At 66.0% G+C, this 25,259-nt stretch carries 22 protein-coding genes; 8 read left to right on the forward strand and 14 right to left on the reverse strand.

The features are described 5' to 3' along the window. Entirely contained in the window at window positions 1–282 is a 282-nt protein-coding gene (locus A9X00_RS04535) for a phosphoribosyl-ATP diphosphatase (protein WP_067149652.1), read from the reverse strand. 111 nt (window positions 283–393) lie between these two features. Here A9X00_RS04535 and A9X00_RS04540 point away from each other — a divergent pair, with 111 nt between their 5' ends. Then, on the forward strand, window positions 394–1,821 hold the full coding sequence (locus A9X00_RS04540; protein ID WP_067149653.1) for a PPE family protein: 1,428 nt from the start codon (window positions 394–396) through the stop codon (window positions 1,819–1,821). Between the two features lie 42 nt (window positions 1,822–1,863). Beyond that, entirely contained in the window at window positions 1,864–2,289 is a 426-nt protein-coding gene (locus tag A9X00_RS04545) for a nuclear transport factor 2 family protein (RefSeq protein ID WP_067149654.1), read from the forward strand. 10 nt (window positions 2,290–2,299) lie between these two features. Here the strand turns inward: A9X00_RS04545 and metH are convergent, their stop codons facing one another. Continuing rightward, window positions 2,300–6,058, reverse strand: a complete 3,759-nt coding sequence (gene metH / locus A9X00_RS04550) for a methionine synthase (protein ID WP_369830712.1) — start codon at window positions 6,056–6,058, stop codon at window positions 2,300–2,302. A gap of 372 nt (window positions 6,059–6,430) precedes the next feature. On the opposite strand from metH, the gene A9X00_RS04555 reads away from it, so the two are divergent. Beyond that, the gene (locus A9X00_RS04555) at window positions 6,431–7,300 is read left to right on the forward strand and encodes a PAC2 family protein (protein WP_232006674.1); all 870 of its coding nucleotides are present in this window, start codon (window positions 6,431–6,433) and stop codon (window positions 7,298–7,300) included. A gap of 17 nt (window positions 7,301–7,317) precedes the next feature. On the opposite strand, the gene A9X00_RS04560 is transcribed toward A9X00_RS04555, so the two are convergent. From A9X00_RS04560 to A9X00_RS04580, 5 genes are all read right to left on the reverse strand, one after another. Then, window positions 7,318–8,214, reverse strand: coding sequence for an SDR family oxidoreductase (locus A9X00_RS04560; RefSeq protein ID WP_067149667.1), 897 nt, complete (start codon window positions 8,212–8,214; stop codon window positions 7,318–7,320). Between the two features lie 100 nt (window positions 8,215–8,314). Then, window positions 8,315–9,847 carry a fatty-acid--CoA ligase FadD4 gene (fadD4, locus tag A9X00_RS04565; protein ID WP_067149670.1) on the reverse strand — a complete coding sequence of 511 codons (1,533 nt, stop codon included), beginning with the start codon at window positions 9,845–9,847 and terminating at the stop codon, window positions 8,315–8,317. A gap of 45 nt (window positions 9,848–9,892) precedes the next feature. Then, window positions 9,893–10,831 (reverse strand): TIGR03619 family F420-dependent LLM class oxidoreductase, encoded by a 939-nt coding sequence (locus A9X00_RS04570; RefSeq protein ID WP_067149671.1) that lies wholly within the window; start codon window positions 10,829–10,831, stop codon window positions 9,893–9,895. Then, window positions 10,828–11,439, reverse strand: a complete 612-nt coding sequence (locus tag A9X00_RS04575; protein ID WP_067149921.1) for a nitroreductase family protein — start codon at window positions 11,437–11,439, stop codon at window positions 10,828–10,830. Before A9X00_RS04575 ends, A9X00_RS04570 begins: the two co-directional genes overlap by 4 nt. Before the next feature lie 44 nt (window positions 11,440–11,483). After that, complete coding sequence (locus A9X00_RS04580) at window positions 11,484–12,596, reverse strand: dihydrodipicolinate reductase (protein ID WP_067149673.1); 1,113 nt, start codon at window positions 12,594–12,596, stop codon at window positions 11,484–11,486. A gap of 102 nt (window positions 12,597–12,698) precedes the next feature. Here A9X00_RS04580 and A9X00_RS04585 point away from each other — a divergent pair, with 102 nt between their 5' ends. Continuing rightward, window positions 12,699–13,607: an enoyl-CoA hydratase gene (locus A9X00_RS04585; protein WP_067149675.1), complete on the forward strand. Its 909-nt coding sequence runs from the start codon at window positions 12,699–12,701 to the stop codon at window positions 13,605–13,607. 54 nt (window positions 13,608–13,661) lie between these two features. On the opposite strand, the gene A9X00_RS04590 is transcribed toward A9X00_RS04585, so the two are convergent. Beyond that, the gene (locus A9X00_RS04590) at window positions 13,662–14,681 is read right to left on the reverse strand and encodes an acyl-CoA dehydrogenase family protein (RefSeq protein ID WP_067149924.1); all 1,020 of its coding nucleotides are present in this window, start codon (window positions 14,679–14,681) and stop codon (window positions 13,662–13,664) included. A gap of 103 nt (window positions 14,682–14,784) precedes the next feature. Between A9X00_RS04590 and A9X00_RS04595 the strand changes: the two genes are divergently transcribed. Beyond that, window positions 14,785–15,945 (forward strand): acyl-CoA dehydrogenase family protein, encoded by a 1,161-nt coding sequence (locus A9X00_RS04595; RefSeq protein ID WP_067149677.1) that lies wholly within the window; start codon window positions 14,785–14,787, stop codon window positions 15,943–15,945. Here A9X00_RS04595 and A9X00_RS04600 read toward each other — a convergent pair. Continuing rightward, a complete protein-coding gene (locus tag A9X00_RS04600; protein ID WP_067149679.1) occupies window positions 15,934–16,722 on the reverse strand; it encodes a TetR/AcrR family transcriptional regulator in 789 nt (262 codons plus the stop codon). The two genes, A9X00_RS04595 and A9X00_RS04600, sit on opposite strands and share 12 nt — an antisense overlap. A 324-nt stretch (window positions 16,723–17,046) precedes the next feature. Here A9X00_RS04600 and A9X00_RS04605 point away from each other — a divergent pair, with 324 nt between their 5' ends. Beyond that, on the forward strand, window positions 17,047–18,234 hold the full coding sequence (locus A9X00_RS04605) for an amidohydrolase family protein (RefSeq protein WP_067149681.1): 1,188 nt from the start codon (window positions 17,047–17,049) through the stop codon (window positions 18,232–18,234). 2 nt (window positions 18,235–18,236) lie between these two features. Here A9X00_RS04605 and A9X00_RS04610 read toward each other — a convergent pair whose 3' ends face one another. Genes A9X00_RS04610 through A9X00_RS04625 form a run of 4 tightly spaced genes read right to left on the reverse strand, consistent with a single transcriptional unit; the run spans window position 18,237 to window position 22,137 of the window. Next, window positions 18,237–19,061, reverse strand: coding sequence for an enoyl-CoA hydratase/isomerase family protein (locus tag A9X00_RS04610; protein ID WP_067149687.1), 825 nt, complete (start codon window positions 19,059–19,061; stop codon window positions 18,237–18,239). Beyond that, a complete protein-coding gene (locus tag A9X00_RS04615) occupies window positions 19,058–20,143 on the reverse strand; it encodes an NAD(P)-dependent oxidoreductase (RefSeq protein ID WP_067149688.1) in 1,086 nt (361 codons plus the stop codon). The genes A9X00_RS04610 and A9X00_RS04615 overlap by 4 nt, the downstream gene beginning before the upstream one ends. Then, window positions 20,140–21,258, reverse strand: a complete 1,119-nt coding sequence (locus A9X00_RS04620; protein ID WP_067149690.1) for a TauD/TfdA family dioxygenase — start codon at window positions 21,256–21,258, stop codon at window positions 20,140–20,142. The genes A9X00_RS04615 and A9X00_RS04620 overlap by 4 nt, the downstream gene beginning before the upstream one ends. Window positions 21,259–21,306: 48 nt before the next feature. After that, the gene (locus A9X00_RS04625) at window positions 21,307–22,137 is read right to left on the reverse strand and encodes an HpcH/HpaI aldolase/citrate lyase family protein (protein WP_067149927.1); all 831 of its coding nucleotides are present in this window, start codon (window positions 22,135–22,137) and stop codon (window positions 21,307–21,309) included. 52 nt (window positions 22,138–22,189) lie between these two features. On the opposite strand from A9X00_RS04625, the gene A9X00_RS04630 reads away from it, so the two are divergent. Then, window positions 22,190–23,335 carry an acetyl-CoA acetyltransferase gene (locus tag A9X00_RS04630; RefSeq protein ID WP_067149692.1) on the forward strand — a complete coding sequence of 382 codons (1,146 nt, stop codon included), beginning with the start codon at window positions 22,190–22,192 and terminating at the stop codon, window positions 23,333–23,335. Continuing rightward, complete coding sequence (locus A9X00_RS04635; protein WP_067149694.1) at window positions 23,335–23,739, forward strand: Zn-ribbon domain-containing OB-fold protein; 405 nt, start codon at window positions 23,335–23,337, stop codon at window positions 23,737–23,739. Before A9X00_RS04630 ends, A9X00_RS04635 begins: the two co-directional genes overlap by 1 nt. Here the strand turns inward: A9X00_RS04635 and A9X00_RS04640 are convergent. Next, entirely contained in the window at window positions 23,729–25,249 is a 1,521-nt protein-coding gene (locus A9X00_RS04640) for a class I adenylate-forming enzyme family protein (protein ID WP_082974689.1), read from the reverse strand. The two genes, A9X00_RS04635 and A9X00_RS04640, sit on opposite strands and share 11 nt — an antisense overlap. Window positions 25,250–25,259: the final 10 nt, after the last annotated feature.

Below are 25,259 nucleotides of genomic sequence, written 5' to 3' on the forward strand. Positions count from 1 at the left end.
TCACAGCTTCCGGTAGACGTCGTCGAGGGTCAGTCCGCGCGCGATCATCAGCACCTGCGTCCAGTACAGCAACTGGCTGATCTCTTCGGCCAGCGCGTCGTCGGGTTCGTGTTCGGCGGCCAGCCACACCTCGCCGGCCTCCTCCAGGATCTTCTTGCCCAGCCCGTGTATGCCGCCGTCCAGCGCCGCGACCGTGGCGCTGCCTGCCGGTCGGGTACGGGCGCGATCGCCGAGTTCGGCGAACAGATCCTCGAAGGTCTTCACGGCCAGCGATTGTTCCACGTGCCGGCCGGCGAAGTCACGGCGGTTTCACGCGGACGCGCGACAAGTTAGGGCAACCTAATGTAGGTTAGCCTAACCATATTGTCCGCATGTCGAAGGAGCTGGTCGGCCGTGACCTTCCCGATGTGGTTCGCCCTTCCCCCTGAAGTGCACTCGGCGCTGCTCTCGACGGGCGCGGGTCCCGGGCCGCTGCTAGGTGCGGCCGCGGCATGGCGCGCCTTGGCCACCGAATATGACTGCGCCGCAACCGAGCTCACCGGGCTGCTGGCGGCGGTGCGGAGCGCCGCGTGGGCGGGGCCCAGCGCCGAGCGATTCGTCGCGGCCCACCAACCGTTCCTGTTTTGGCTGAGTGAGGCGAACGCGGTGGCGACGGCAGCGGCAACCGGGCACGAATCGGCGGCCGCCGGGTATACGTCCGCGTTGGCCGCGATGCCCACGCTCGCCGAGCTGGCGGCCAACCACGCGGTGCACGCCGTTTTGGTCGCCACGAACTTCTTCGGGGTCAACACCATCCCGATCGCGCTCAACGAAGCCGACTACCTGCGCATGTGGGTGCAGGCGGCCGCCGCAATGAGCGCCTATCAAGCGGTCTCGGCGGAAAGCCTCGCGGCGACGCCCGCAACCTCACCTGCGCCGCGGATCGTCAGCGCTGCCGCGACGTCCGGCGCCGGCAGCTTCCCGGACCCGACGAAGTTGATCCTCCAGTTCCTCAAGGATTTGCTCAACGGCCTGCAAAGCGTGGCCGGGCAAATCTTGCCGGGTCCGCTGGGCGGCGTCGTCACCCAGGCGCTCGACGCGTTGATCTCCCTGGTGTCCAGCGAAGTCTTCACGATCCTCGCGTACTCCGTGCTGGACCCGCTGATCTACTTCGGACCGTTCACCCCGGCGCTCGGGCCCTTTCTGTTGCCCGTCGGGCTCGCCGGGCTGGCCGGCCTTGCCGGCCTCGACGCCACGGGCGCTTCCGGGCCGCTGGCCATGGGCTCCGCCGCGCGCCAAAGCTGGCCGGCGACGACCGGATTCACGCTGGCGGGCGCGGAAACCGGCGCGCCGGCCAAGGCCCCGACCGGTGCGTCGGGCAGCTCCGCGGTGCCGGCCTCCCCCACGCCCGCGGGCCTGCCGGCCGCCGAAGGCTGCTATGTGGTCGGCGGCGGCCCCGACGGCGAGGGCTTCACTCCGGTCTCCAGGACCGGAGCCGCTGCCGCCCTCAGCGCGGGCGCCGCCGCGGCCGCCGCCTCTGTTGCGACGGACAGCGACCAGGCGAGGGCGAAGCGAACCGCCACCGCACGCCGGCAGGCCCGCAAGTACCGCTTTGAATACCTGGACGACGACGGGCGCGGGACGTTATCGGCCGACCCGCCGGAAGCCGAGGCCGTCGTCGTCTCCGCAGCCGGCTCGGGGACGCTGGGCTTCGCCGGAACCGTCCCGAATCCGGTTGCGGCGGAAGCGAAAGGACTCACCCGGTTGCAAGGCGGCGATCTCGGCGACGCCGTGCGGGAGCCGATGCTGCCGCAGACGTGGAGTGACGAAGCACCTCAGTAGCGACTTGACCTAAAGCATTGTTGAAGTTTTAGCCTCGCCCTCATGGACATTGGCATCAAGAGCGAAATCGCCGAACTGGTGGACCGATACCTGTGCTCACTGGACGAGCGCAAATTCGACGAGGACTGGGCGCGTGGGTTTTTCACCGAGGATGCGGTCGTCACGTTTCCCATCGGGAACGCCGAGGGGATTGATTCGATCGTCGCCAACACACGCCGCGGCGTGCTGCAGTTCGCCCGCACCCAACACCTCGGCTTGAATTATCTCGTCGACGCGGACCCTGGCGGCAGTGGAGCATCGGCGCGCTGGAACCAGGTCAACCATCACGTTCACCCCGAAGGCGATCTGTTCACCAGCGGCACCTGGTGTGAGGCCGAGTTCGTCCGCGAACCCGCCGGCTGGCGCATCGCCCGGACAGCCATGCACGTCACGTGGACCTCCGGTCGGCCACCGGGACGGCCGTCCTGAACGTCGTGCGTCAGTCCTCCGGGTTGTAGCCGAGGTTGGGGGCGAGCCAGCGCTCGGCTTCCTGCAGGGTCCAGCCCTTGCGCTTGGCGTAGTCGGCGACCTGGTCCTGGGCCAGCCGCCCGACCACGAAGTACTGCGATTGCGGGTGCGAGAAGTACCAGCCGCTGACGGCGGCACCGGGCCACATCGCCATCGACTCGGTCAGCTCGATACCGGTCCGCTCCTTGACGTCCATCAACTTCCAGAGCGTCACCTTTTCGGTGTGCTCCGGGCAGGCCGGGTAGCCCGGCGCGGGGCGGATCCCCACGTACTTCTCGTCGATGAGTGCCTCGTTGTCCAGCTGCTCGTCCGGCTGATATGCCCAGAACTCCTTGCGCACCCGCTCGTGCATCCGTTCGGCGAACGCCTCCGCCAGCCGGTCGGCGATCGACTCCAGCAGGATCGCGCTGTAGTCGTCGAGGGCGGCCTTGAACTCCGCGATTTTGTCCTGGCTGCCCAGCCCCGCGGTGACCGCGAAGGCGCCGATGTAGTCCCGGAGCCCCGATTCTTTGGGCGCAATGTAGTCGCCCAGCGACCGGTTCGGGATGCCGTCCCGGTGTTCGCCCTGCTGGCGCAGGTTGTGCAGCGTGGTGAGCACCTCGGTGCGGGTGTCGTCGGTGTAGACCTCGATGTCTTCAACACCCGACCGGACTGAATTGGCCGGGAAGAAGCCGATGACCCCGTTGGCCGTGAGCCACTTCTCCTTGATCAGGGTGTCGAGCATCTGCTGGGCGTCGTCGTAGAGCTTGCGGGCCGCCTCACCCGAGGTGGGGTTGTTGAGGATGTCGGGGAACCGGCCCTTCATCTCCCAGGCATTGAAAAACGGCTGCCAGTCGATGTATTCGCGCAACTCGGCGAGGTCGTAGTCCTGAAACTCCCGCACTCCCACACCGATAGCCGGGACCGGCGGCGTATAGCCGTCCCAATCAATCGGCGTCCGGTTCGCACGGGCTTTCTCGAGCGTCAGCGTCGGCCGCTCGTTCTTCTGGGCGTGCCGTTCGCGCAGCGATGCGTAGTCCTTCTCGGTGGCCTCCAGCAGGGCCGGACGCTGCTTGTCGTCGAGGAGCGCGGCGGCCACCGGCACCGAACGCGACGCGTCCTTGACCCAGACCACCGGACCGCTGCGACGCGGCGCCACCTTCACGGCCGTGTGGGCGCGCGAGGTTGTCGCACCACCGATCAGAAGCGGAATTTCCAGACCCTCGCGCTCCATCTCCACGGCGAAGTTGACCATCTCGTCCAGCGACGGGGTGATCAGTCCGGACAGCCCGATGATGTCGGCGTCGTGCTCCTTGGCCGCGTGCAGGATCTTCTCGGCGGGCACCATCACACCGAGGTCGATCACCTCGAAGTTGTTGCACTGCAGGACAACCCCGACGATGTTCTTGCCGATGTCGTGCACGTCGCCCTTCACGGTCGCCATGACGATCGTGCCGTTGGTGTCCTTGGAGTCAGCCGCGCCGGACTCTTCTTTCTCCGCCTCGATGAACGGCAGCAGGTACGCGACGGCCTTCTTCATTACTCGGGCCGACTTCACCACCTGGGGCAAAAACATCTTGCCCGAGCCGAAGAGGTCACCGACGACGTTCATGCCGTCCATCAGCGGGCCCTCGATCACCTCGATCGGACGACCACCCGCGGCGGCGATCTCGGCGCGCAACTCCTCGGTGTCGGCGTCGACGTGGGCGTCGATGCCCTTGACCAGGGCGTGCGTGATCCGTTCCCGGACCGGCAGGCTGCGCCACTCGGCCGCCTTGGGGTCCTCGTCGGTGCCCTTGCTGTTGAACCGCTCGGCGATCTCCAGCAGTCGTTCGGCCGCGTCTTCGCGACGGTTCAGGACGACGTCCTCGATGCGGTCCCGCAGCTCGGGATCGATCGAGTCGTAGGGCACCAGCGCGCCGGCGTTGACGATGCCCATGTCCAGGCCGGCCTTGATGGCGTGGAACAGGAACACCGAGTGGATCGCCTCGCGGACGGGGTTGTTGCCGCGGAACGAGAACGACACGTTCGAGATACCGCCGGAGATGTGCACGCCGGGCAGGTTTTCCTTGATCCAGGCGCAGGCCTCGATGAAGTCGATCCCGTAGGTGGCGTGCTCCTCGATGCCGGTCGCCAGCGCGAAGCAGTTCGGGTCGAAGATGATGTCCTCGGGCGGGAAGCCGACCTCTTCGGTCAGGATCCGGTAGGCCCGCCCGCAGATCTCCTTGCGGCGCTCCAGGTTGTCGGCCTGCCCCTGCTCGTCGAAGGCCATCACGACGACGGCGGCGCCGTATTTGCGGCACAGCCGGGCCTCGCGGACGAACTTCTCCTCGCCCTCCTTCATGGAGATCGAGTTGACGATCGGCTTGCCCTGCACGTTCTTCAGGCCCGCCTCGATGACCTCCCATTTGGAGGAGTCGATCATCACCGGGACGCGGCTGATGTCCGGCTCGGCCGCGATCAGCTTGGTGAACCGGTCCATCGCGGCGACGCCGTCGATCATGCCCTCGTCCATGTTGATGTCGATGACCTGCGCACCGACCTCGACCTGCTGCAGGGCGACCGACAGCGCGGTGTCGTAGTCCTCGGCCTTGATCAGGTTGCGGAACCGCGCGGAGCCGGTGATGTTGGTGCGCTCACCGATGTTGACGAACAGGGAGTCGTCGGTGATGTTGAGCGGCTCCAGGCCCGAAAGCCGGGTGGCCACCTCGATTTTCGGCACCTCGCGCGGCGGCTTGCCCTCGACCACCTTGGCGATCTCGGCGATGTGCGGCGGCGCCGTCCCGCAGCAACCACCGACCAGGTTGACCAGGCCGGCGTCGGCGAAGTCGGCGATGTAGCCGGCCTGACGCTCCGGGGTCTCGTCGTACTCGCCGAAGGCGTTGGGCAGGCCGGCGTTCGGGTAGCAGGAGACGAAGGTGTCCGCGATCCGCGACACTTCGGCGATGTAGGGCCTCATCTCCGGGGCTCCCAGGGCGCAGTTGAGGCCGACCGCGAGCGGCTTCGCGTGCCGGATCGAGTTCCAGAACGCCTCGGTGACCTGCCCGGACAACGTCCGCCCGGACGCGTCGGTGATGGTGCCCGAGATGATCAACGGCCAGCGGCGCCCACGCTCCTCGAACAGCGTCTCGACGGCGAACACCGCCGCCTTGGCGTTCAGTGAGTCGAAGATCGTCTCGATGATGAGCAGGTCAACACCGCCGTCGACCAGGCCGTTGGCGGCTTCGAGGTAGGCGGCGACCAGCTGGTCGTAAGTGACGTTGCGGGCCCCAGGGTCGTTGACGTCCGGCGAGATCGACGCGGTCCGTGTCGTCGGCCCGATCGCCCCGGCCACGTAGCGGGGCTTCTCCGGGGTGCTGTACTCGTCGGCGGCCTTGCGGGCCAGGGCGGCGCCGGCGTAGTTCAGCTCGTAGGCCAGTTCCTGCATGCCGTAGTCGGAGAGCGAGATCGCGTTCGCGTTGAAGGTGTTGGTCTCCAGGATGTCGGCGCCCGCCTCGAGGTACTCGCGGTGGATACCGGCGATGATCTGCGGCTGCGTCAGGTTGAGCAGGTCGTTGTTGCCCTGTAGGGCGGTCGGCCACTCCGTGAACCGGTCGCCGCGGTAGCCGGCCTCGTCCGGGCGGTCCCGCTGGATCGCCGTGCCCATCGCGCCGTCGATCACCACGATCCGCTGGCGCAGAGCGGCCGTCAGTGCGTCGGTGCAGTCGGGGCGGATGTTCGGCGCGAAGGTTTTCGGCTCAGAGGAGTTCACGTGCATTCCTTCCGTAGCGGAAGGCGTCCTTGACTCTGCCGAGCGTGGCGGATACCAGGGGCCCCGGGGCCCCTAAATAGCCGTTGCAACGCCTCTCGACCAGGAAAGTCTACGTCGTCACCCGATCGACGTCTGGACGCCCAACTCATCGCCGCGATTGACAGCTCGCAGAATTCGTCGGCGACGTGATAGTTACCCAGGTTAACCAGTTTGCAGCCGAACGTATTTCTGAGGTGTGTTCGTTGGCGGCACTCACGCCATAAGGATAGTCGCCCTATGCAATACGCCCAGCGGTTGAAAAGTCTCTGCCAGGCAAGCCTGGCGGAACGGCGCGGGCGGTTTGCGGCAGGCCGTACGCTGATTTCTGTGACTCTGCCGGATCGTGGCCCGGAAGCCCGTGCGCTGCCCGAACTGCACAACACCATCGTCGTGGCGGCGTTCGAGGGCTGGAACGACGCCGGCGACGCGGCCAGCGACGCGATCGAACACCTGGACGCCATCTGGGAGGCCGACCCGATCGTGGAGATCGACGACGAGGCCTACTACGACTACCAGGTCAATCGCCCGGTCATCCGGCAAATCGACGGGGTCACCCGGGAGCTGGTGTGGCCGGCGATGCGGATCACCCACTGCCGGCCCCCGGGCAGCGACCGCGACGTCGTCCTGATGCACGGCGTGGAGCCCAACATGCGCTGGCGGACGTTCTGCGCGGAGTTGCTGGCCATCGCCGACAAGCTCAACGTCGACACCGTTGTGATCCTGGGGGCGCTGCTGGCCGACACGCCGCACACCCGGCCGGTGCCCGTCTCGGGGGCGGCGTACTCCCCGGAGTCGGCGAAACGCTTCGGCCTCGAGGAGACCCGCTACGAGGGACCGACCGGCATCGCCGGGGTGTTCCAGGACGCCTGCGTGGCCGCCGGGATCCCGGCGGTGACGTTCTGGGCCGCGGTGCCGCATTACGTGTCGAACCCCCCGAACCCCAAGGCGACGGTGGCACTGCTGCGCCGCGTCGAGGACGTCCTCGACATCGAGGTCCCGCTGGGTGACCTGCCGGCGCAGGCCGAGGAGTGGGAACAGGCGATCACCGAGATGGCCGCCGAGGACGAGGACCTGGCCGAATACGTGTCGTCGCTGGAGCAGCGCGGCGACGCCGAGGTCGACATGAACGAGGCGCTGGGCAAGATCGACGGCGACGCGCTGGCCGCCGAGTTCGAGCGTTACCTGCGCCGGCGTCGCAAATAGTCCCCTGACTAGTCGCGCTACTCAGCCACCGAATCGCGCGTTTCGCGCAGCGACTCGACGTTGAACGCGGAGAGCGAGCGGCCGAGCGCGCCGGCCTCGGCGTCCATCCGGGGCAACAGCTCCGCGATGGTCTTGCCGACAAGAAGTTCGGTGACCCTGGGCAGGACCGGTTTGAGCCACCGGAATAGAGGCACCCAACGGGGGCAGTAGATGCGGCTCTGGCGGCCCTCGACGCCCTTGACGAGCGCGTCCGCACACCGATCGACGGTCGTGGTCTGGTTGAGCGGCCACGGCAGCTTCGCGATGAGTTCGCCAAAAGAGGGTATGTCGGCCTTGCTATCGCGGACCAGGGCGGTGTCGATCCACGACATGTGCGCCGAGCCGACACCGACACCGAGGCGGCCGACCTCGAGCCGCAGCGCGTCGGCGAGGATCTCGTTGCCGGCCTTCGACGCGTTGTACGGCGCAAACCCCGGGACCGCCGCGTATGCGGCCAACGACGAAACCACCAACAGGTAGCCGCGCCGGTCGATCACCGCGGGCAGCGTGGCCCGCACGGTGTGGAAGACGCCGAGCAGGTTGACGTCCAGCACCCGCTTGACCGCCTCCGGGTCGACGTGCAACAGCGAGCCGAAGCTGGCGATGCCGGCGTTGGCCACGACGACGTCGATGCCGCCGAAGCGTTCGACGGCTTTGGCGGCCGCGACCTGCATGGCGGGCAGGTCGCGCACGTCGGCCACCGCGGTGAGCACTCGCTCGTCGCCGAGTTCGGCGGCGAGCGCCGCCAGTCCGGGCCTGTCGAGGTCGGTCAGCACCAGCTTGGCGCCCTTGTTGCGCAACCGGCGGGCGACCTCGGCCCCGATTCCCCGTGCGCCACCGGTGATGAACACGACTTTGCCGTGCAGCGACGTCATGGGCGAAAACGTACCCCTTGGGCACGCCCGCGTCGATTACCGACTCTTCACTAGCGATATCGGCCGCGCCCAATTGTCAAGCGCGGCAACACCCCTGGGCCTACGACTTGCTGTCGGCGGGAGCGTATTTCGCGATGAGCTGGCGCTTGTAGAGCTTGCCGGCATCAGTCCGCGGCAACTGGGCCTCGAAATGCAGGGCCCGCGGACACTTGTAGTGCGCCAGGCGATCGCGAAGCCACGCTACTAGCTCTTCGGCCAGTGCGGTGGAGGCAAGGGGAGGATCCGCCAACTGCACCACGGCAGTCACCGACTGACCCATCACCGGATCCGGCACGCCGAACACGGCGGCGTCCACCACGAGCGGGTGGCTGACGAGAAGGTTCTCGGTCTCCTGCGGATAGATGTTCACCCCGCCGGAGATGATCATGTGGTTGCGGCGATCGGTCAGATACAGGTAGCCCTCGTCGTCGAGATAGCCGATGTCGCCAACGGTGACCCAGCCGCGTGGATTTCGAGCCGCCGCGGTCTTCGCTTCGTCGTTGAGGTATTCGAACGGATAGCCGCCCTCGTAATAGATTTCACCGATCTGGCCGGGTCCGAGCTCGACGCCGGCGTCATCGAGAATGTGGGGTGTACCAAGCATGGGCTTGCCCACCGAACCCGGGTGGGCAAGCCACTCCTCGGCGCGGATAAACGAGATACCCGCCCCTTCCGATGACCCGTAGTACTCGTCGACTATCAGCCCCCACCAGTCGATCATCTGACGTTTGATCTCCGGTGGACATGGCGCGGCGGCGTGGACGACGCGTTGCAACGTCGATAGGTCGTAGCGGCTCCGGGTTTCTTCAGGCAGCCGCAACATCCGCACAAACATCGTCGGCACGAACTGGGCGTGCGTCACACCGTAGCGCTGGATGCAGTCCAGGGCATGTTCGGCATCAAACTTCTGCATGAGAACCGTTGTCGCGCCGGCGGCTTGCGCGGCCATGGTCCACATGGCGGGCGCGGTGTGGTAGGTAGGTGCGGGACTCAAGTACACCGAGTCGTTTCTCACCCCGAGCGCCTCAAAGACGGGTGTCGACGAACTCGACACACCGGAGCCTGGTGGATTCAGCGGGCGGCGGATCCCCTTCGGACGGCCGGTGCTGCCCGCGGAGTACTGCAGCAGCTGCCCGTCGCACTCATCGGTGACAGGTGTCGACGGCTCCCGGGCGACGCATTCGGGATAGCGCCGCCAGCCGCCGAGGTCGTCGTCGGCTAGCAGCGCGATCGGCGGCAGGCCGGCCGCGAGGTGGTTGGACAGTTCCCGGCAGACATCCCGCATCGCCCGTGAGGAGATGATGGCCGTGGCCGCACTGTCCGCCACGATGTAGGCGATCTCGGCGTGGCTCAGATGCGTATTGACCAGCGTGTAGTACAGCCCGCTCCGCTTGGCCGCCCACATCGCGGCGTGGATGTGTTCGTTGTTCTCCATCAAAATAGCCAAGGTGTCACCGGCGACGAGACCGGACCGTCGCAGGAAATGGGCGAGTCTGTTCGCGCCCGCCTCGAGGCCCGCGAAGCTCACGACGGTTCCGGAAGGATAAAGAATCACAGCAGGTTTCGCGGAACCTGCGTGATCACGCAACTGCATGCCGGATCCTTAACCTCCGTGCGAACAGGCGGCGCCGCGACTGCATCACCGGGTGACGTCGCGGAAGGCCTTCACAAGCGGCGACAGCACCTCGACCGCTCGATCGCCGTCCTCTGGCACCGCGACGGTGAAGCGGACATCGGTGACGCCTGCGGCGACCAGTGCCGGCACCGACGCGACCGATGCGGAATAGTCGAGTGTGCCGTCATCGGCCTTCACGGCGCGCGCGGCGCCTTGAATCTGGAGATCGCTAGGGTCGCCACCGTGGGCGATAACCTTGTCTTTCATCGCCACGATTGCGGCTGGTAGGTCGGCGAACGCCGAGCCCCAAGGAATCCAACCGCTGCCGAACCGCGCAATTCGCCGTGCGACTGCGTCGTTCACCGTTCCGCTGATCCAACACGGCACGCCGCCGGGTTGCACCGGCTTCGGCATCTGGTGGATCGCGTCGAAGGACAGTTCGGGCGACTGATAGGACGCGCGTTGCTCGGTCCACAACGTCGTGCAGACCTCGAGCGTGTGATCCAGCAGTCGCCCGCGACGAGCGAAAGACAGTCCGGCGGCGACGTATTCCTCTCGTTGCCAACCCACCCCGACCCCGAGATCGACGCGGCCCTCGGAAAGCACGTCCAGTGTCGCGAGCTGTTTGGCGAGGACCGCGGGCCGCCGCAGGGCTGCCAGCAGTATCGACGTCCCGAGCCTGATTCGCTTGGTGGTTGCCGCAATCGCCGTCAGGACCACAAGGGGTTCCAGCCAGCTTCCGTCCGGGCCGGTGGGCTGGCGACCGCCGGTCGCACCGCCCACCGACGGGTCGGCGTAGGCCCCCAAGTTCTCGCCGAACACCACATGATCGGAAACCACGACACGGTCGATGCCGGCAATGTCCATCGCCTGTGCCGATGCCAGCATCGCGCGCCAATCATGTTGCGGGCCATCGGTGAAAGTTCGGAGATAGAGGGAGATCTCCGGGCTGCGGGTCCTCATCCTGTCGTCTTCCTCCAGGGCTGATCCCAATGATCGGTCGCCGCTACTTGGTCGAGCGGCTTGCGCCGCACGGGGTGGTGCCGGCCCTTGGGCCAGCCCACCGTAAGCAACGTCGCGATCTTCCAGTCGTCGGGAACTCCGACCATCGCCCGCAGCTGGTCCTCGCAGGACCCGTGCCACAGGGTGATCGCCGCCCCGAGGCCTTGCGCGCGGGCGGCCAGCAGAAAGTTCTGCACGGCGGGAAAGATCGAGCCGCCCTGCTGTAGTTCGGTGGTTCCTCGCTGCGGCTGTACGCAGAACAGCAATAGCACCGGCGCGGCCCCACCGACGCGCATGTGCTCGGCCATCGTTCGCAGCACGCGCGACTTGGGGTCGTCGGCCTCGTCCTCCGGCATCGAAAACCGATAGAACTCGGTCATCACGTCCCACGTCCGGTGGGCCGCTGCCGTGATCACGTCGCGCACGCTACTTGATCGGAGTACGACGAACTTCCACGGCTGCTGATTACCGCCGGACGGAGCCCAACTCGCCGCGCGTAGACAGGCATCGATCACTTCGTCGGAGACGGGTTCGTCGCGATAACGCCGGACGGCCGACGCGGTACGCATGACCTCCCAGAGGTCCGCCGACGTCCGCGCGACGTGCTGCGCGCTCACGGGCTCACCCGCGCAGGCGGCACACCCCGCCAGGTTCCGCCGCGCACGGGACCGGTGACCAGAGGCAGATCGAGGGAGGAGAGCAAACCGGGTGGGGCGGCCATCACGGCGGGGATGGCGTTGAGTTCGCGCATGACAGTCGCGTAGGTCAGGCCGCGCATGTTGTTCCCACGGCCATGCATGTCGATGTCGACGGTGTAGGTGGGCAGACCGTCGACGACGACCCGGTAGCCACCGTGCGGTGATGGGTGCCGCGGCCAATCCGGCGCGGAAGCTTCGCCCATGCGAGTGATGTGTTCCAGCACGACACGCTCCTCGCCTCCTACGATGCCGGCAAGCTTGAAACGCATACCTCCCATCGTGCCCGGCTCGATCCAGCCCGACGCCACCTCGTATCGTTCAGTGGCCAGCCATTTCTCGATGCATGTGTCGACGTGGTCCAGCGGAAGTCCGACGCCGTCGGCGACCAGATGGACGACGGGCGCCCACAACGCGGCCAGGCGCGACGGGTCGAATAGAGGCGCCGGATGGTCCGGCGCATGTCCAAACCCCATGAAATCGAACATGATGTCGGGTTGGTTGATCGGGCCGTAGTCGAGAATCTCGAGCATGGTGATGCTGTCGACACGGCTGCTGAACCCGGTCATGGTCAGCGCGATCACGTCATTCGCCCAACCCGGGTCGACGCCGCTATTGAAGAAGCTGGCGCCGCCCACAGCACAAGCCGCCTCAAGCAGTTCGACGGTTTCCTTGTCGGCCGCCGGTGGGTAACACATGGGCACCAAGGAGGTACAGACCACGTCCTTTCCCGCGCGGAGGCAGCGCGCTATGTCCTGCGCCGCTTCGCGGTAGCGATAGTCACCCGAGGCGAAATAGGCCACCACGTCCGCGTCCGTCGACAACGCGGCATCGATATCGCGCGTGGCGATGATGCCGGTCGCCGGCATCCCGCACAACTCCCCCGCGTCCCTGCCGTCCTTCGCTTCCGAGTGCACCACCACCCCGGCCAACGCCAGGCCCGGGTGTGCGATGAGCGCGCGCAACGCCCCAACACCGACCTGCCCCGGACCCCAAAGAATTACCTGCGGCTTTCGCTGACCGACCGCCATCCGCACCCCTTCCAGCCGTCATCGGCCACAGCCGTGAGAACATATCTTCTCATATAGGGATAACTCCATTACCGGACACGGCCGAGAAAGCAGGAGTCAGTGGTGAGCGATTACAAATTCTTGAAGTGGGAGACCTTCGACGACGGCATGATCATTCGGATCTCGCTCAACCGGCCCGACCAGCGCAACGCCCAAAACCGCGGCATGCTTGTCGAACTCGATCAAGCGTTTGCCCGCGCCGAGGCCGATGACACCGTCCGCGTCGTCATCCTCGCCGGCGAGGGGCCGATGTTCTCGTCCGGCCACGATATCGGCTCCAAACAGGCGCGCGCCGAGTTCAGCCCGGGCCCGGAACAGCACCGGACTGTGACGATCAACGGCGGCACGCGCGACGGCGCGGAGAGAACGATGCTGCAGGAATGGCACTACTTTTTCCAGAACAACCTGCGCTGGCGCAACCTTCGCAAGATCACCGTCGCACAGGTACACGGCGACGTGTTCTCGGCAGGACTCATGCTGATCTGGGCGTGTGATCTCATCGTCGGAAGCGAAGAGGTGCGCTTCGCCGACGTCGTCGGTACGCGATTGGGGATGTGCGGAATGGAGTACTTCGGCCATCCTTGGGAGTTCGGGCCGCGGCGCACGAAGGAGCTCATGCTGACCGGCGACGCGATCGGGATCGAAGAGGCCTACCGGCTCGGCATGGTCAGCAAGATCTTCAAGCGCGACGAACTCGCCGAGCGCACCCTCGAGCTGGCCCGGCGAATCGCCAAAGTGCCGACGATGGCGGCCCTGCTGATCAAGGAATCCGTGAACCAGTCCGTCGACAACATGGGCTTTTACAACGCACTGCAATCATGTTTCGCGTTGCACCAACTCAATCACTCCCATTGGGCCCAGATCCGCGACGACAAACTTCCCACCGCCGGCGAGGAGCAGGGCGTCCCCAACTGGCGCACCGCGCCCCCGGTTGTCCTGGCGGTCAAAGACCAGGTCCGGTCCGGCGCATGACCGCTGTCGCGTCGTCCGGGCAATCGACGCCACACAACAGCCAGTAACCCGCGATCACCCGGCCACCGGCCCGTAGCGCGCATCGGCGACGCGGTCCAAAGCGCCGACGGGATCACCGAAGACCATGGCCCAGCCCCGGACCCGGCGGTAATACAACTGAATGTCACCCTCCATACCGAATCCGTAGCCGCCGTGGATGTGCAGGCTGCGCCGCGTCGCGTCCCGCGCCGTTTCGTAGGCGAACCCAAAGGCCATGGCGGCCAGTTCGCGAACGCGATCGGGCTCGTCGGCGAATGCGCACGCCGCCTTCAGTCCGAGCAGGCGGGCCCCGTCGGCGGCGGTGGCGCTGTCGGCGAGTGGATGCGACACCGCCTGGAAAGAGCCGATCGCGGTTCCGAACGCGTGCCGTTGTTTGGCATAGTCAACGCCGATCTCGACGGCTTTCTTGGCCGCACCCGCCAACGCGACAGCGGTCAGGGCGAGCCACAGGTCAAGCGCACCGGAGAACATCTCGAGCGCCCGCACTCCGTCGGCGAGCACCACAGCGTCATTGCCAATTGTGATGTCCGCCAAGGGCATTGATGCGAGGTTTGCCACCACTGTGCGGTTATTGCCGATCGGCACTGCGAGCAGCCGCCCCTCCGCCAGGACAATGACGTCCTCTGCCACCGCCCCTGCGGGCGCCAGCCCCACTCGCCGGCCATGTCCCACGCGAGGTGCGAATGCGACCAGCCGTTCTCCCGCGAGGACGGTGCTCAACAACCCCGCTCCAGACTCGCCTGACTCGGCCAGCAGCCGGGCGGCGACTTGCGCTTCAATGACAGGTGCGGAAGCGACGGTGCGGCCGAACTGTTCTGCGATCAGCGCCAGTTCCAGTTCCGAGGCGCCCCAACCTCCGGTCGCCTCGTCGACTGCCATTTGCACCGCCCCGATATCCAGCAGCGCCTTCCAGAGCTTGGGGTCGAACCCCACCGGCTCGGCCGCCCGGACGCGCTCGGGGGTTGACTCTCGCGCAAAGAGCGCGCCGAACGAGTCCACCAACTGTCGCTGCTCGCCGGTCAAGCTCAGGTCCACGATCGCCGGTCCCATCACGTGCGGATATGGTTACTCTCGAAATTGAGAGTATCATTACCGACCGGCCCGGCCGGCGTGCGCGACGACAGATTGGCATGCATAGATGCATTTTCAGCTCGACGCAGATACGGTGGCCTACCGCAACGAGGTGCGCGCCCACCTCCAAGACGTGCTGACTTCTGAATTCGAGGAACGCATCTACCGCAGCGGCGTCTCGCACGACGACGAGTTCGCCAAAGGCCTAGTCGACAAAGGCTATTTCGCGCCCGGCTGGCCGGTCGAGCTCGGCGGGCAGAACCGCAACGCGTGGGACGAGCAGGTCGTCAAAGAGGAGCTGATGCGCTTCGATGCGCCGGTGTACCTCTCCGAGACGACCAGAATGGTCGCGTCGATCATCCGAGAGATCGGCACCCCAGCGTTGAAGGACCGCATCCTTCCCGGCGCGATCAATGGCGACATCACCATTGCCTTTGGCTTCACCGAGCCGGAATGCGGGTCCGACGTCGCGGCGGCCGCCACCAGAGCCGTTCGCGACGGCGACCACTGGGTGATCAACGGCTCCAAAATGTTCACCACCAACGGTCATATCGCCGACTTCGTGTTCTTGCTGGCGCGCACCAGCCCCGAAAAGCCGAAACACAAGGGGCTGACGATGTTTCTGGTGCCGCGTGACTCCAACGGGTTTGAGGCACAAGCCGTGTGGACCCTTTCTGGCGAGCGCACCAACATCACCTTCTACAGCGACGTCCGCGTCGGCGATGAGTGGCGAATCGGTGAAGTCGACGGGGGCTGGGCGGTGCTTGGGCTGTCCCTGCGCGATGAACACGCCTCGGGCTGGGGTCCACACTTGATCAGGCTGTTACAGCATGCCGAACATTGGGCCACCACCACCATTTCCGACGATGGCTCACTGCCCATCGCCAATGTCGACGTCCGGCGCCGGCTCGCCCGGGTCGCGATGGAGGCCGAGGTATCGATGCTCTTGCAGCGGCGGTGCGTGTGGATGCTCGAACAGGGCGACACACCGGTGGCCGAGGGTTCCATGTCGAAGGTATTCAGCACCGAGGCGCTCGAACGCGCCAGCCAGGACGTCGTAGAGCTCGTCGGCGCGGACGGCTTGCGCAGCTATCTCGAGCCGACCGCACCCGAACGCGGACGGTTCGAGCACTCACTGCGGTTCTCGCTGGGCACCACGATCTATGCGGGGACCAGCGAAGTCCACCGCACCATCATCGCCCAGCGCGGGCTCGGCCTACCCCGTTAGCTTCTTGGTCCTGCGCCCCGATGCGCCGCGGGGCGCTGCCTTGCGCGCCGGCTTGACCTCGACGTCGGTGGCCGGCGGTGTGACGGCCTGCTTGCACCACGCCCACAACTGGTCCTCGGTGAGCCTTGGGCTCTTGCCACCCAGATGGAAGACCCCGATCTGGGCAAGTGCGGTGAGCGTGGTGTTGAGCAACGTGGTCAGCTGTGCGGGCGTCAGATCCGTGCGCACCAGTCCCTCCCGGGCACATGACGTGAGGATCTTCGTCAGCAGCTTCAGGTGAGGCTCCCACACCTTGGCGAAGTCGTCCGGCCGCTCGATCTCCAAGCTGAGGTTGTAGATCGTCACGACCCGGCCACCGACGGCCTCCGACGACTCGGCGCGGGACAACACGCCGCGACAAAAGGCCTCGAGCTGTTCCATCGGACCGTCGGCCGCGGCAACGTCTTGCCGGATGTCCTCGGTGAACTGACTCGTGACGTTCTCATAAAGCGCCAACATCAGTTCTTCTTTGCCCGCGAAATGTTGGTAAAACGCCCGCAGGCTCAGATTCGATCTGTCGATGAGCGTCTGGATCGTGAAGTCAGCCTTGCCTGACTCCTCTACCAGCTCCAGCGCGGTGGCAAGAAACCGCGAACTGCGGGCGAGAGCACGCGCTCTCGCGGTGCTCAGGCGCCGCTCGATCGTGCGCTGCTGCCACGTGCTGGGCGCCTCGAGGTCGTTTTCAACAAGTTCCAAGCCGGTTTCGCTGTCGCGACCGGCGGTCTTCTTCGCAGCCATAGTGCGTTTAGAATACGCCCTCGACGCTCGACGCGTGGTATCTACCTACACGTGTATGTCGATTGCCATCTGCGGCAAGTCAGGATTTCCAGCGGATTAGCTTGTCGACGCACCCCCTCGGCACCGGAGTGACCGTCCTGCGGAATTCCTGGCCCGCGCCGCACGGCCAACGGCGCGTTTGGATTTCGACCTACCGCATGTCGAGCAGTTGGGGCGCGAGTGCGCCTCAGCGAGCTGATGGGGTACGGTGTAAACGGTGATTCTCTTTTCCGTCTCAGTGTGCCGCCAGCTGAAGCCCCAGGCGGCCGCCGAAGGGGTACAGCCTTGAGTGCAGACATTCTGATCGTCTCCCCGGATGACCACCTGGTGGAGCCCGCCGATCTGTGGACGAGCCGCCTGCCCCAGCGCTATCAGGGCATCGGGCCGCGAATCGTTCGCACCCGCGGGCGCATGGACCCCAGCGTCACGTCCGATGTCGCGTTCGTCGAGGACGACGAGGGCCGAGAAGCCGACATCTGGCGCTACGAGGATGCGGTCATCCCGATCCCGCTCATCAGCGCGGCCGCCGGCTACGACCTCGACGAGCTGACCACCGACCCCATCACCTACGACGAGATGCGCCCAGGCTGCTTTCGTCCCGCGGACCGGCTCGCCGACATGGATATCGCCGGCATCGAGGCCTCAGCGTGCTTCCCCAACACCCTCGTCCGATTCTGCGGCCAACGTTTCCTGTACGGCAAGGACAAGGAGCTCGCCAAACTCTGCGTCGAGGCCTACAACGACTTCCAGATCGACGAATGGGGCGCCAGCTCAAACGGTCGGCTGATCCCCCTCGGCATCATCCCGCTCTGGGACGTCGAACTCGCGGCCAAGGAGGTCGAACGGGTCGCCGCCAAAGGCATGCGCGCCGTGTGCTTCTCGGAGCTGCCCAGCCGCCTCGACCTACCGTCCATCCACAGCGGCTACTGGGATCCGTTCTTCGCCGCCTGCGAGCGAAACCACGTCGGCATCATGCTGCACATCGGGTCGAGCTCCTCGCTCACCAAGTCCTCCCCCGACTCTCCGCACGTGGTCACCAGCGCGCTCATGGCCGTCAACTGCACGATCGCGCTGGTCGACTGGCTGTTCTCCGCCAAGCTCGTCCAATTTCCCAACCTCAAGCTCGCATTCGCCGAGGCGCAGGCCGGCTGGATCCCCTACTACCTGCAGCGTGTGGACGAGGTCTGGGAGGACCGTCGGGCCTGGGGTGGCATCCATCCCCTGCTGACCGAGCCGCCAAGCAGCCAGGTGCCCGGGCGCGTTTACTTCTCCACCTTCGGCGACCCGGTCGCCTTCCGCATCCTCGATCTCGTGGGGCCCGACCAGCTCATGTTCGAGACCGACTACCCTCACAACGACACCAACTGGCCCAGAAGCCTCGAAGTGGCCAATAAGGCGACGGAAGGCTTGGACGAGGAGACCAAGCGTAAGGTGTTGTCCACCAACGCGAAAAGGTTCTTCGGCCTCACGTAGCGCTACCGAGCTTTCCAATCCGGTTTGCGCTTCTCGAGGAAGGCACGCGGCCCCTCGACGGCGTCTTTCGTCAGGGCGACCTTCATGCGGTAGTTCTCGGCGAGCAGTTCGGCCTCGTAGATGGGCAGCGTCAGGCCCTTGCGCACAGCCATCCGTGAGCCCCGGACCGCAAGCGGCGCATTGGAGTTCACGATGTCGGCGATTTCCCAGGCTCGCGGCATCAGTGCGTCGTGCGCGACCACCTCGGTGAAGACACCCAGGTCATAGGCGCGCTGCGCGTCGAGTTGTTCGTGTTTGCCCATCAAGATCAGTCTCATCGCGACGGGCAGCGGCAGGATCCTCGCGAGCCTGACCCCTTCGCGTCCGGACGTGACGCCGATGCTGACATGCGGATCCATCAATGTCGCGCGCTCCGAGGCGATGGTGATGTCCGCGGTGGTCACGAGGTCCATCCCGGCACCGCACGCGATGCCGTTGACCGCACAGATGATCGGCTTGGTCATCTGCAGCCACGGCGGCGTCGCCTCCTGCGGTGCGTCCCATTGCCGCATCGAGCTGAGGATGGGCTCGCCCTGATTGTCGATTCCCGCCGCGTTCTCCATGTCGTGGTCGGCGGCCTTGTTGACGTCGGCTCCGACGCAGAGGGCACGACCGGCACCGGTGATGATGACGGTCCAGATATCCTGCGATCGTTCGATTTCCGCGTAGGCCACCGTCAATTCGGCGATCATCTCGTCGTTGATCGCGTTGAGCACCTCGGGGCGGTTGAGGGTCACACACGCGGTGTGATCCCTGACCTCCACCTCGATCGTGTCGTATTGTGTCACCGGGCGCGGCCCCCCTTCTCCAAAGCCGTTGTGGCGCTTGGACGGAATCCGAAGATGTCCTTGAATCTCTCGGAGTAGCGAGGCCAGACATCGGGATTCAGTAGGCGTGGCGGCAGACCGCCGGCGAATATCGTCTGCCACTGCTTGGCGGTGGCGACGGCGAGGTCGCGTGCGGCCTCGACGGTGATTCCCGCGGTATGCGGCGTCGCGATCACGTTGTCGAGATGCAGCAGGGGGTTGTCCCGGCGGGGCGGTTCTTCGTGGAACACATCGAGCGCCGCTCCCGCGATGCCTCCGCTCGTGAGTGCTTCGCGCAGCGCGGCTTCGTCGTGGACGAGTCCGCGCGCAGTGGTGATGAAAAACGCGGTCGGCTTCATCGCCGCGAACTGCGCCTTGCCGATGAGTCCCTGCGTCTCAGCGGTCAACGGGCACGTCACCTGTACGAAATCCGATCGCCCGAGGAGTTCGGCGAGTGTGACGACTCGCACCCCGCGCGAATGTGCGCTGACCTCGTCGAGGTAGGGGTCGAAAACCAGGACCTCCATCTGGAAAGGCGCGCACAGCTCGACGAGGCGGCCCCCGATAGCCCCGAGCCCGATGATGCCGAGCGTCTTGCCCAGTAGCTGACTCCCCCGCAGGACCAACCGGTCACTCAGCGCGCCGGCCCGGAGCATCCGGTCGGCGGCCGTGATCTTCTTGGCCAGGTCGAGCATGAAACCCAGGGCGTGCTCGGCGACCGCCTCCGCGCCGGGGCCGGAGTTGTTGCACACCGCGATTCCGGCCCGCGTACACGCGTCGACGTCGATAACGTCATACCCTGCGCCGGCCGAGCACACGGCGAGCAGCTTCTCACAACGCCGCACCAGTGCCGGCCCTGCCAGCCACTGTGCACCATCGGTGTATCCGGCCACATCGGTGCGGGTGGCCACTTGGTATCCGTGCGCGGATTCCAGGGCGGCCCAGCCCTTCTCGTCGGCAGCGTCCAAGTCGAGCTTGACCAGATCGATGTCACCGACTTCGAGGATGTCGCCAGCAACGGGATCGGTCCACCGTTCGTAGACCAGACGAGCGCGAACGCTCACGTGTTCTTGACTTTGGGTTTCGCTTGCGCCGCCTTGAACATCTCGGCCAGTTCGGCGTTGACGTTCTTGTAGTCGTTGCGGGCAATGGCCCCGTCCCGGCCCTCGACGACGTCGTACCCGAGACGCAGGTCCTTGTTCTCCATGTGGAAGTACTCGCGGCCGATCGGCAGCCGCCGGTCTTCGCGCGGCACCTCCATCCATGCCCGCAGGAAGCAGCGCGCCTTCTTCGGGTCGTTGCTGCTCACAAAGTCCGAGCGCGAGTGGCACATCGCGAAGTTGTTCGCCACCGCGGCCTCACCGGATTCCAGTCGGAACTCGACCTGTTGCTCGATCAGAATGGTGCGCAGCAATTCCACTGCCTCCGTCTCCTCCGGCGTGAACTCGCGGCCGAGCGCGTGCATGGCGGGAAGGATGCTGCTGTAGGTGAAGTTGATGCAGATGCGTCCGTCGATCTGGGAGAAGACGGGCACGTCGTAGGGCGTCACGTCGGGCTGGTCGTCGGGCTGCTCACTGCGCCGATGGTGCGGAAAACCGCGGTACAGCACGCCGAGCAGGTCCGGGCGTTCCGCCAGAATCCGGTTGTGGGCCGCGGGCCCGCTGGCGAACTGGCTCTCTCCGCCCTCAGCCGCGGGATATACGCACAGCAGCGACAGGATGTCTGCGGCATCGTTGTGCATCGCCAGCTCGGCGCGGGATTTGGTTCCGCGGGCGGGTTGCACGCCGCCGGGCAGGATTTCCTCCTGGACGCGCACCATCCGGTGCCCAAAGGAGTTGTTAGACACGAGATATCCGAGGTGGGTGCAGAACGCCCAGTAAATCCGTTCGAGATCCTCGATCGAGTGCTGCTCGACGGGGAAGCCGCGCACGCACGCCAGGCCCTTGCCGAACATCAGATCCCGATAAAGCCGCGCCAGATCATCGTCGAGGTCTGGGTGTCGGGCGTCCTCCGGCGTGATGTCATCCCGGTCCTTATGCGCGGTCTTGGCCAAGATCGATTCCAGCGCAGCCACATTGCGGGCCGACAGGTCGAAGGCGAAGTCTTCCTTGCTCGTGAAGTCGGCGCCTGTCCACGCCATTGGGTCGGTGACGGGTTCGGTGTAGATGGCTGTCGGCATCCGGTCCTCCTGATGTGTTGGCGTCGCTTCCGCTCTCGGTTTCGTTCGTCAAATCGGTTTCCGCGGTGACTTGTCCAGCCCACGGAGCGCTTGCGCTCGCGCTGTGGCCGCCTCGGTCATCATCCCGATGTCAGTCCCCGCCGAGATGAACCGCAATCCAAGTCCCACGAACCGATTCAGCAGTTCAAGGGACTTTATTCCGGCCATCCCGAGCGCCACGCCGTGACTACGGCAAGCCGCCGCAACCGATTCTACTGCACTTTGGAAATGTGGATTCTCGTACTGCCCGTGAATGCCCATTTCGGCGGTCAGATCGCTCGGTCCGACGAGGATCATGTCGATGCCTTCCACTGAGGCGATGGCATCCGATGCATCGACAGCTTCCGGGGTCTCGATCATCACGGCCACGACTGTGCGTTGTTCCAACAGCTCCACAAGTTGCGTCGCAGTCAGTGGCTGGTATCCACTGACCGCGTTGAAGCCCGAGATCGACCGATGGCCGATCGGCGGAAACCGCGCGGCGCGCACGACGGCCTCCGCCTCATCCCTCGAATTAACATGCGGGACAATGACTCCCACTGCCCCACAATCCAATACCCGCGCGATTAGGCTGGGATCGTGCGACGGCACCCTCACCAGGCCGGAGATGCCCGCTCCCAGTGCGCTCGCGCAGAGCAGCTGCGCCGTGTCCAGCGACGTCGGTGTGTGTTCGAGATCGACGTAAACGGCGTCATACCCGCATGCCGCAGCAACCGCAGGCACGTCGGGGGTGCGTGAGTTGAGCAGCGCGAGACACAGCACGAGCGATTCCCCCCGCAACGCGTCGCGCAACGCCGCCGTCATAGGCTCACCGTAGCGGACCGAGAATACGGTTTCCATGCTTTTGCGAGCGACCATTATCAGCGGGACGGCAATGTGATAACCATGAGCTATGTCGTCGAACCGCGTCGCCATCGTGGGTGCTGCCCTGTCCGACTGCGGCCGGGTCCCCGACAAGACCGCCATGGCGCTGATGGCCCAGTCCTCGCGGCGGGCGGTCGCCGATGCCGGCCTGACGAAGGAGGACATCGACGGTTTCGGGGGGCACGGGACGTTGCTTCCGCCGGTCGAGGTCAGCGAATACCTGGGCCTGCGGCCCGACTGGGTGGATGCGACCAATGTCGGCGGCTCGTCGTGGGAAGTGATGGCCGCTCATGCCGCCGCCGCGATCGCGGCCGGGGAGATCGAGGTCGCTCTGTTGACGTACGGGTCCACCGCGCGCTCCGACGTCAAGCGCCGGGTACGAGCGTCCGCTGCCGCCATGGGCACCGGCGGCGCACTGCAGTACGAGGCGCCCTACGGCGCGACACTGATCGCCAAATACGCCATGGTAGCCAGGCGTCACATGATCGAATTCGGCACCACCGTCGACCAGCTGGCTGAGGTCGCCGTCGCCGCCCATGAATGGGCGGCCATGAACGAGAACGCATTTGAGCGCGACCGCATCACCGTGGCCGACGTCGCGGCCGCACCGATGCTGGCCGACCCGTTCACCTCCAAGCATGTGTGCCTGCGCACCGATGGCGGCGGCGCTGTGGTGCTCGCCAGCGAGCGCGTGGCCAAGGATTGTGCGAGGGACCCGATTTGGATTCTCGGGGCCGCCGACGCGACGTCTCACGTCAGCATGAGCCAATGGGCCGATTTCACGACGTCGGCCGCCGCGCGCTCGGGCCCGCGAGCCTTCGCGCAGGCGGGCGTCAGTCCGGCTGACATCGATGTGTGCCAGCTCTATGACTCGTTCACGTCCACCGTGCTACTGACGCTGGAGGACCTCGGTTTCTGCGCCAAGGGCGAAGGCGGGCCGCTCATCGGGTCCGGCGCCCTGCGCCCTGGTGGAACGCTTCCGACCAACACGGACGGAGGCGGGCTGGCCGCCTGCCACCCCGGCATGCGGGGAATGTTCCTCATGGTCGAGGCGGTGCGGCAGTTGCGGGGGGAATGCGGACCGCGCCAGGTTGGCGGGGCCCGCCTGGCGTGTGTCCACGCGATGGGTGGTTTCTTCACCCACAGCGCCACGATGATCCTCGGGAGGCAGTAGTGACGGCTCCAGATCGGCCCACGATCGACGCCGACGGCCAAGCGTGGTGGTCAGCCACGCAGGACCGCAGGCTGATGGTCAACGCCTGCCGCCCCTGCGGTCAGACGTCGTTGTACGCGCGGCCGTTCTGTCCACTCTGTTGGAGCGAGGACGTGGAGTTGGTGCCGGCCAGCGGACGCGCGCGGCTGTACACGTGGAGCGTCATTCACCAGAACGGCGCACCCTTTGACGCGCGGACGCCCTACGTTCTGGCAATGGTGGATCTCGAGGAGGGACCGCGGCTGATGACCGTCCTGGAGCGTTGCCGCGTCGACGATCTGCGCGCCGACATGGAACTGGTCCTTGCCTTCCGCGACGACGGGGACGGATTCCTGGTCCCGGTTTTCCATCCGGTTACCGGGTAGTGGCAACTCGGTCGGCCAGGAGCCGCCGGCGCCCCGCTGATCGTGCGTCGAGCTTGGCGCGGTCGACCTTGCCGTTCGCGTTGACGGGAAGCGGCTCGTCCCAGAACACCAGCTCCTCCGGCAGTTTGTATTTCGGCAGACCTTCAGCGACGAGCGCCCGGGCGACCTCTGCCAGCGAAATCTCGATGTCGGGTTCGGGCACGATTGCCACGGCCAGCCGCTCACCGGTGGTGTCGTCGGCGACCGAGTAGGCGGCACAGTCGCGGACCCCATCAATCCGCGAAACGGCCTCCTCCACTTCGGTGGCCGGAATCTTCAACCCGTTGCGAATCACGATGTCTTTGATGCGGCCAATGATCCGCACCCGCCCGTCGATGACCTCTGCCACGTCGCCGGTGCGGAACCACTCACCCTCGAACGCGTGCTCGTCGTCCGCGGCGTCGGTATACCCCAGAAAAGTGTGCGGGCCCTTGACGCAGCACTCGGTGGGTTCGGCCATGGATCCGACCCGCACATCGACGTCGCCGAGCGCCACCCCGTCATCCGTGTGACGCACTTCTCGGGATTCGGTCCGCATGCCCGACGTGCTCACTGGGATCTCCGAGGACCCGTAGGCGCGCATGACGACGATGCCGAATTCGTCTTCGACACGTTCGACGATCCGCCGGTCCAGCATGGTGCCGCCCAGATACACCGCGCGTAGCGCGACTTCAGCGCCGCGCGCCGCGGCCTCGTCGAGCATTTGGGCCAACAGCCGGTCGGGGCCCCCATACCACGTCGCGCCGGAGGTGGTCAGCAAGTCCGAAGTCGCCGACCGATCCCAACGATCCTCGAGAATCACCGGTATCGCGAGCATCGGAGCGATGAACAGCGCTTGCAGCACCCCGGTGACCGACGCCAGCGGACTGATCAGAAAGATCCGGTCGTCCGACCCGAGGCCCGCTGCGGTGATGTAATTCGCCGACGCCTTGGCCAACGTGCTCAGCGAATGGATCACGCCCTTGGGTCGAGCCGTAGTGCCTGAGGTGTAGAGCACGAACGACGGTTCGTCCGCCGGCCGCGCCGGGCGTGGCGGATCTGCGTCGACGCGCTCGCGGTCACCCAGTTCGATCCAATGACAACCCACGGATAGTTCCGGCTGGTTGATCGCCGTCCAGTTCGGCGCCGCCCCAAGCCGCGCGCCGGTGCGAGTCAGGATGTCGGCCAGCTGCTTGTGCCCGGCGCTGCGCGGCACGAGCAGCACCACCGCATCGACTCGCAGCGCCGCGTGAACGGCCACCACCGAGTCCACGTCGTTGCCGGCGACCAGGACGATCACGGTGCCCGGGGCTGTGCCGGCATCGACCATGGCCAGTGCGGCCGAATCGATGCGCCGGTCCAGCTCACCGTAGGTGAGTTCGGCGTCGCGGTCCGCCACGGCCGGCCGGTCGGGATGTAGTGCGGCGGCCGATCGCACCACGTCAACCGGCTCCCCGACCCAGGTTCCGGCCGCGCGGTACCGGGGCCGCAGCTTTTCGGCT

Source organism: Mycobacterium sp. 1245805.9 (assembly GCF_001672915.1).
Classification (GTDB): Bacteria; Actinomycetota; Actinomycetes; order Mycobacteriales; family Mycobacteriaceae; genus Mycobacterium.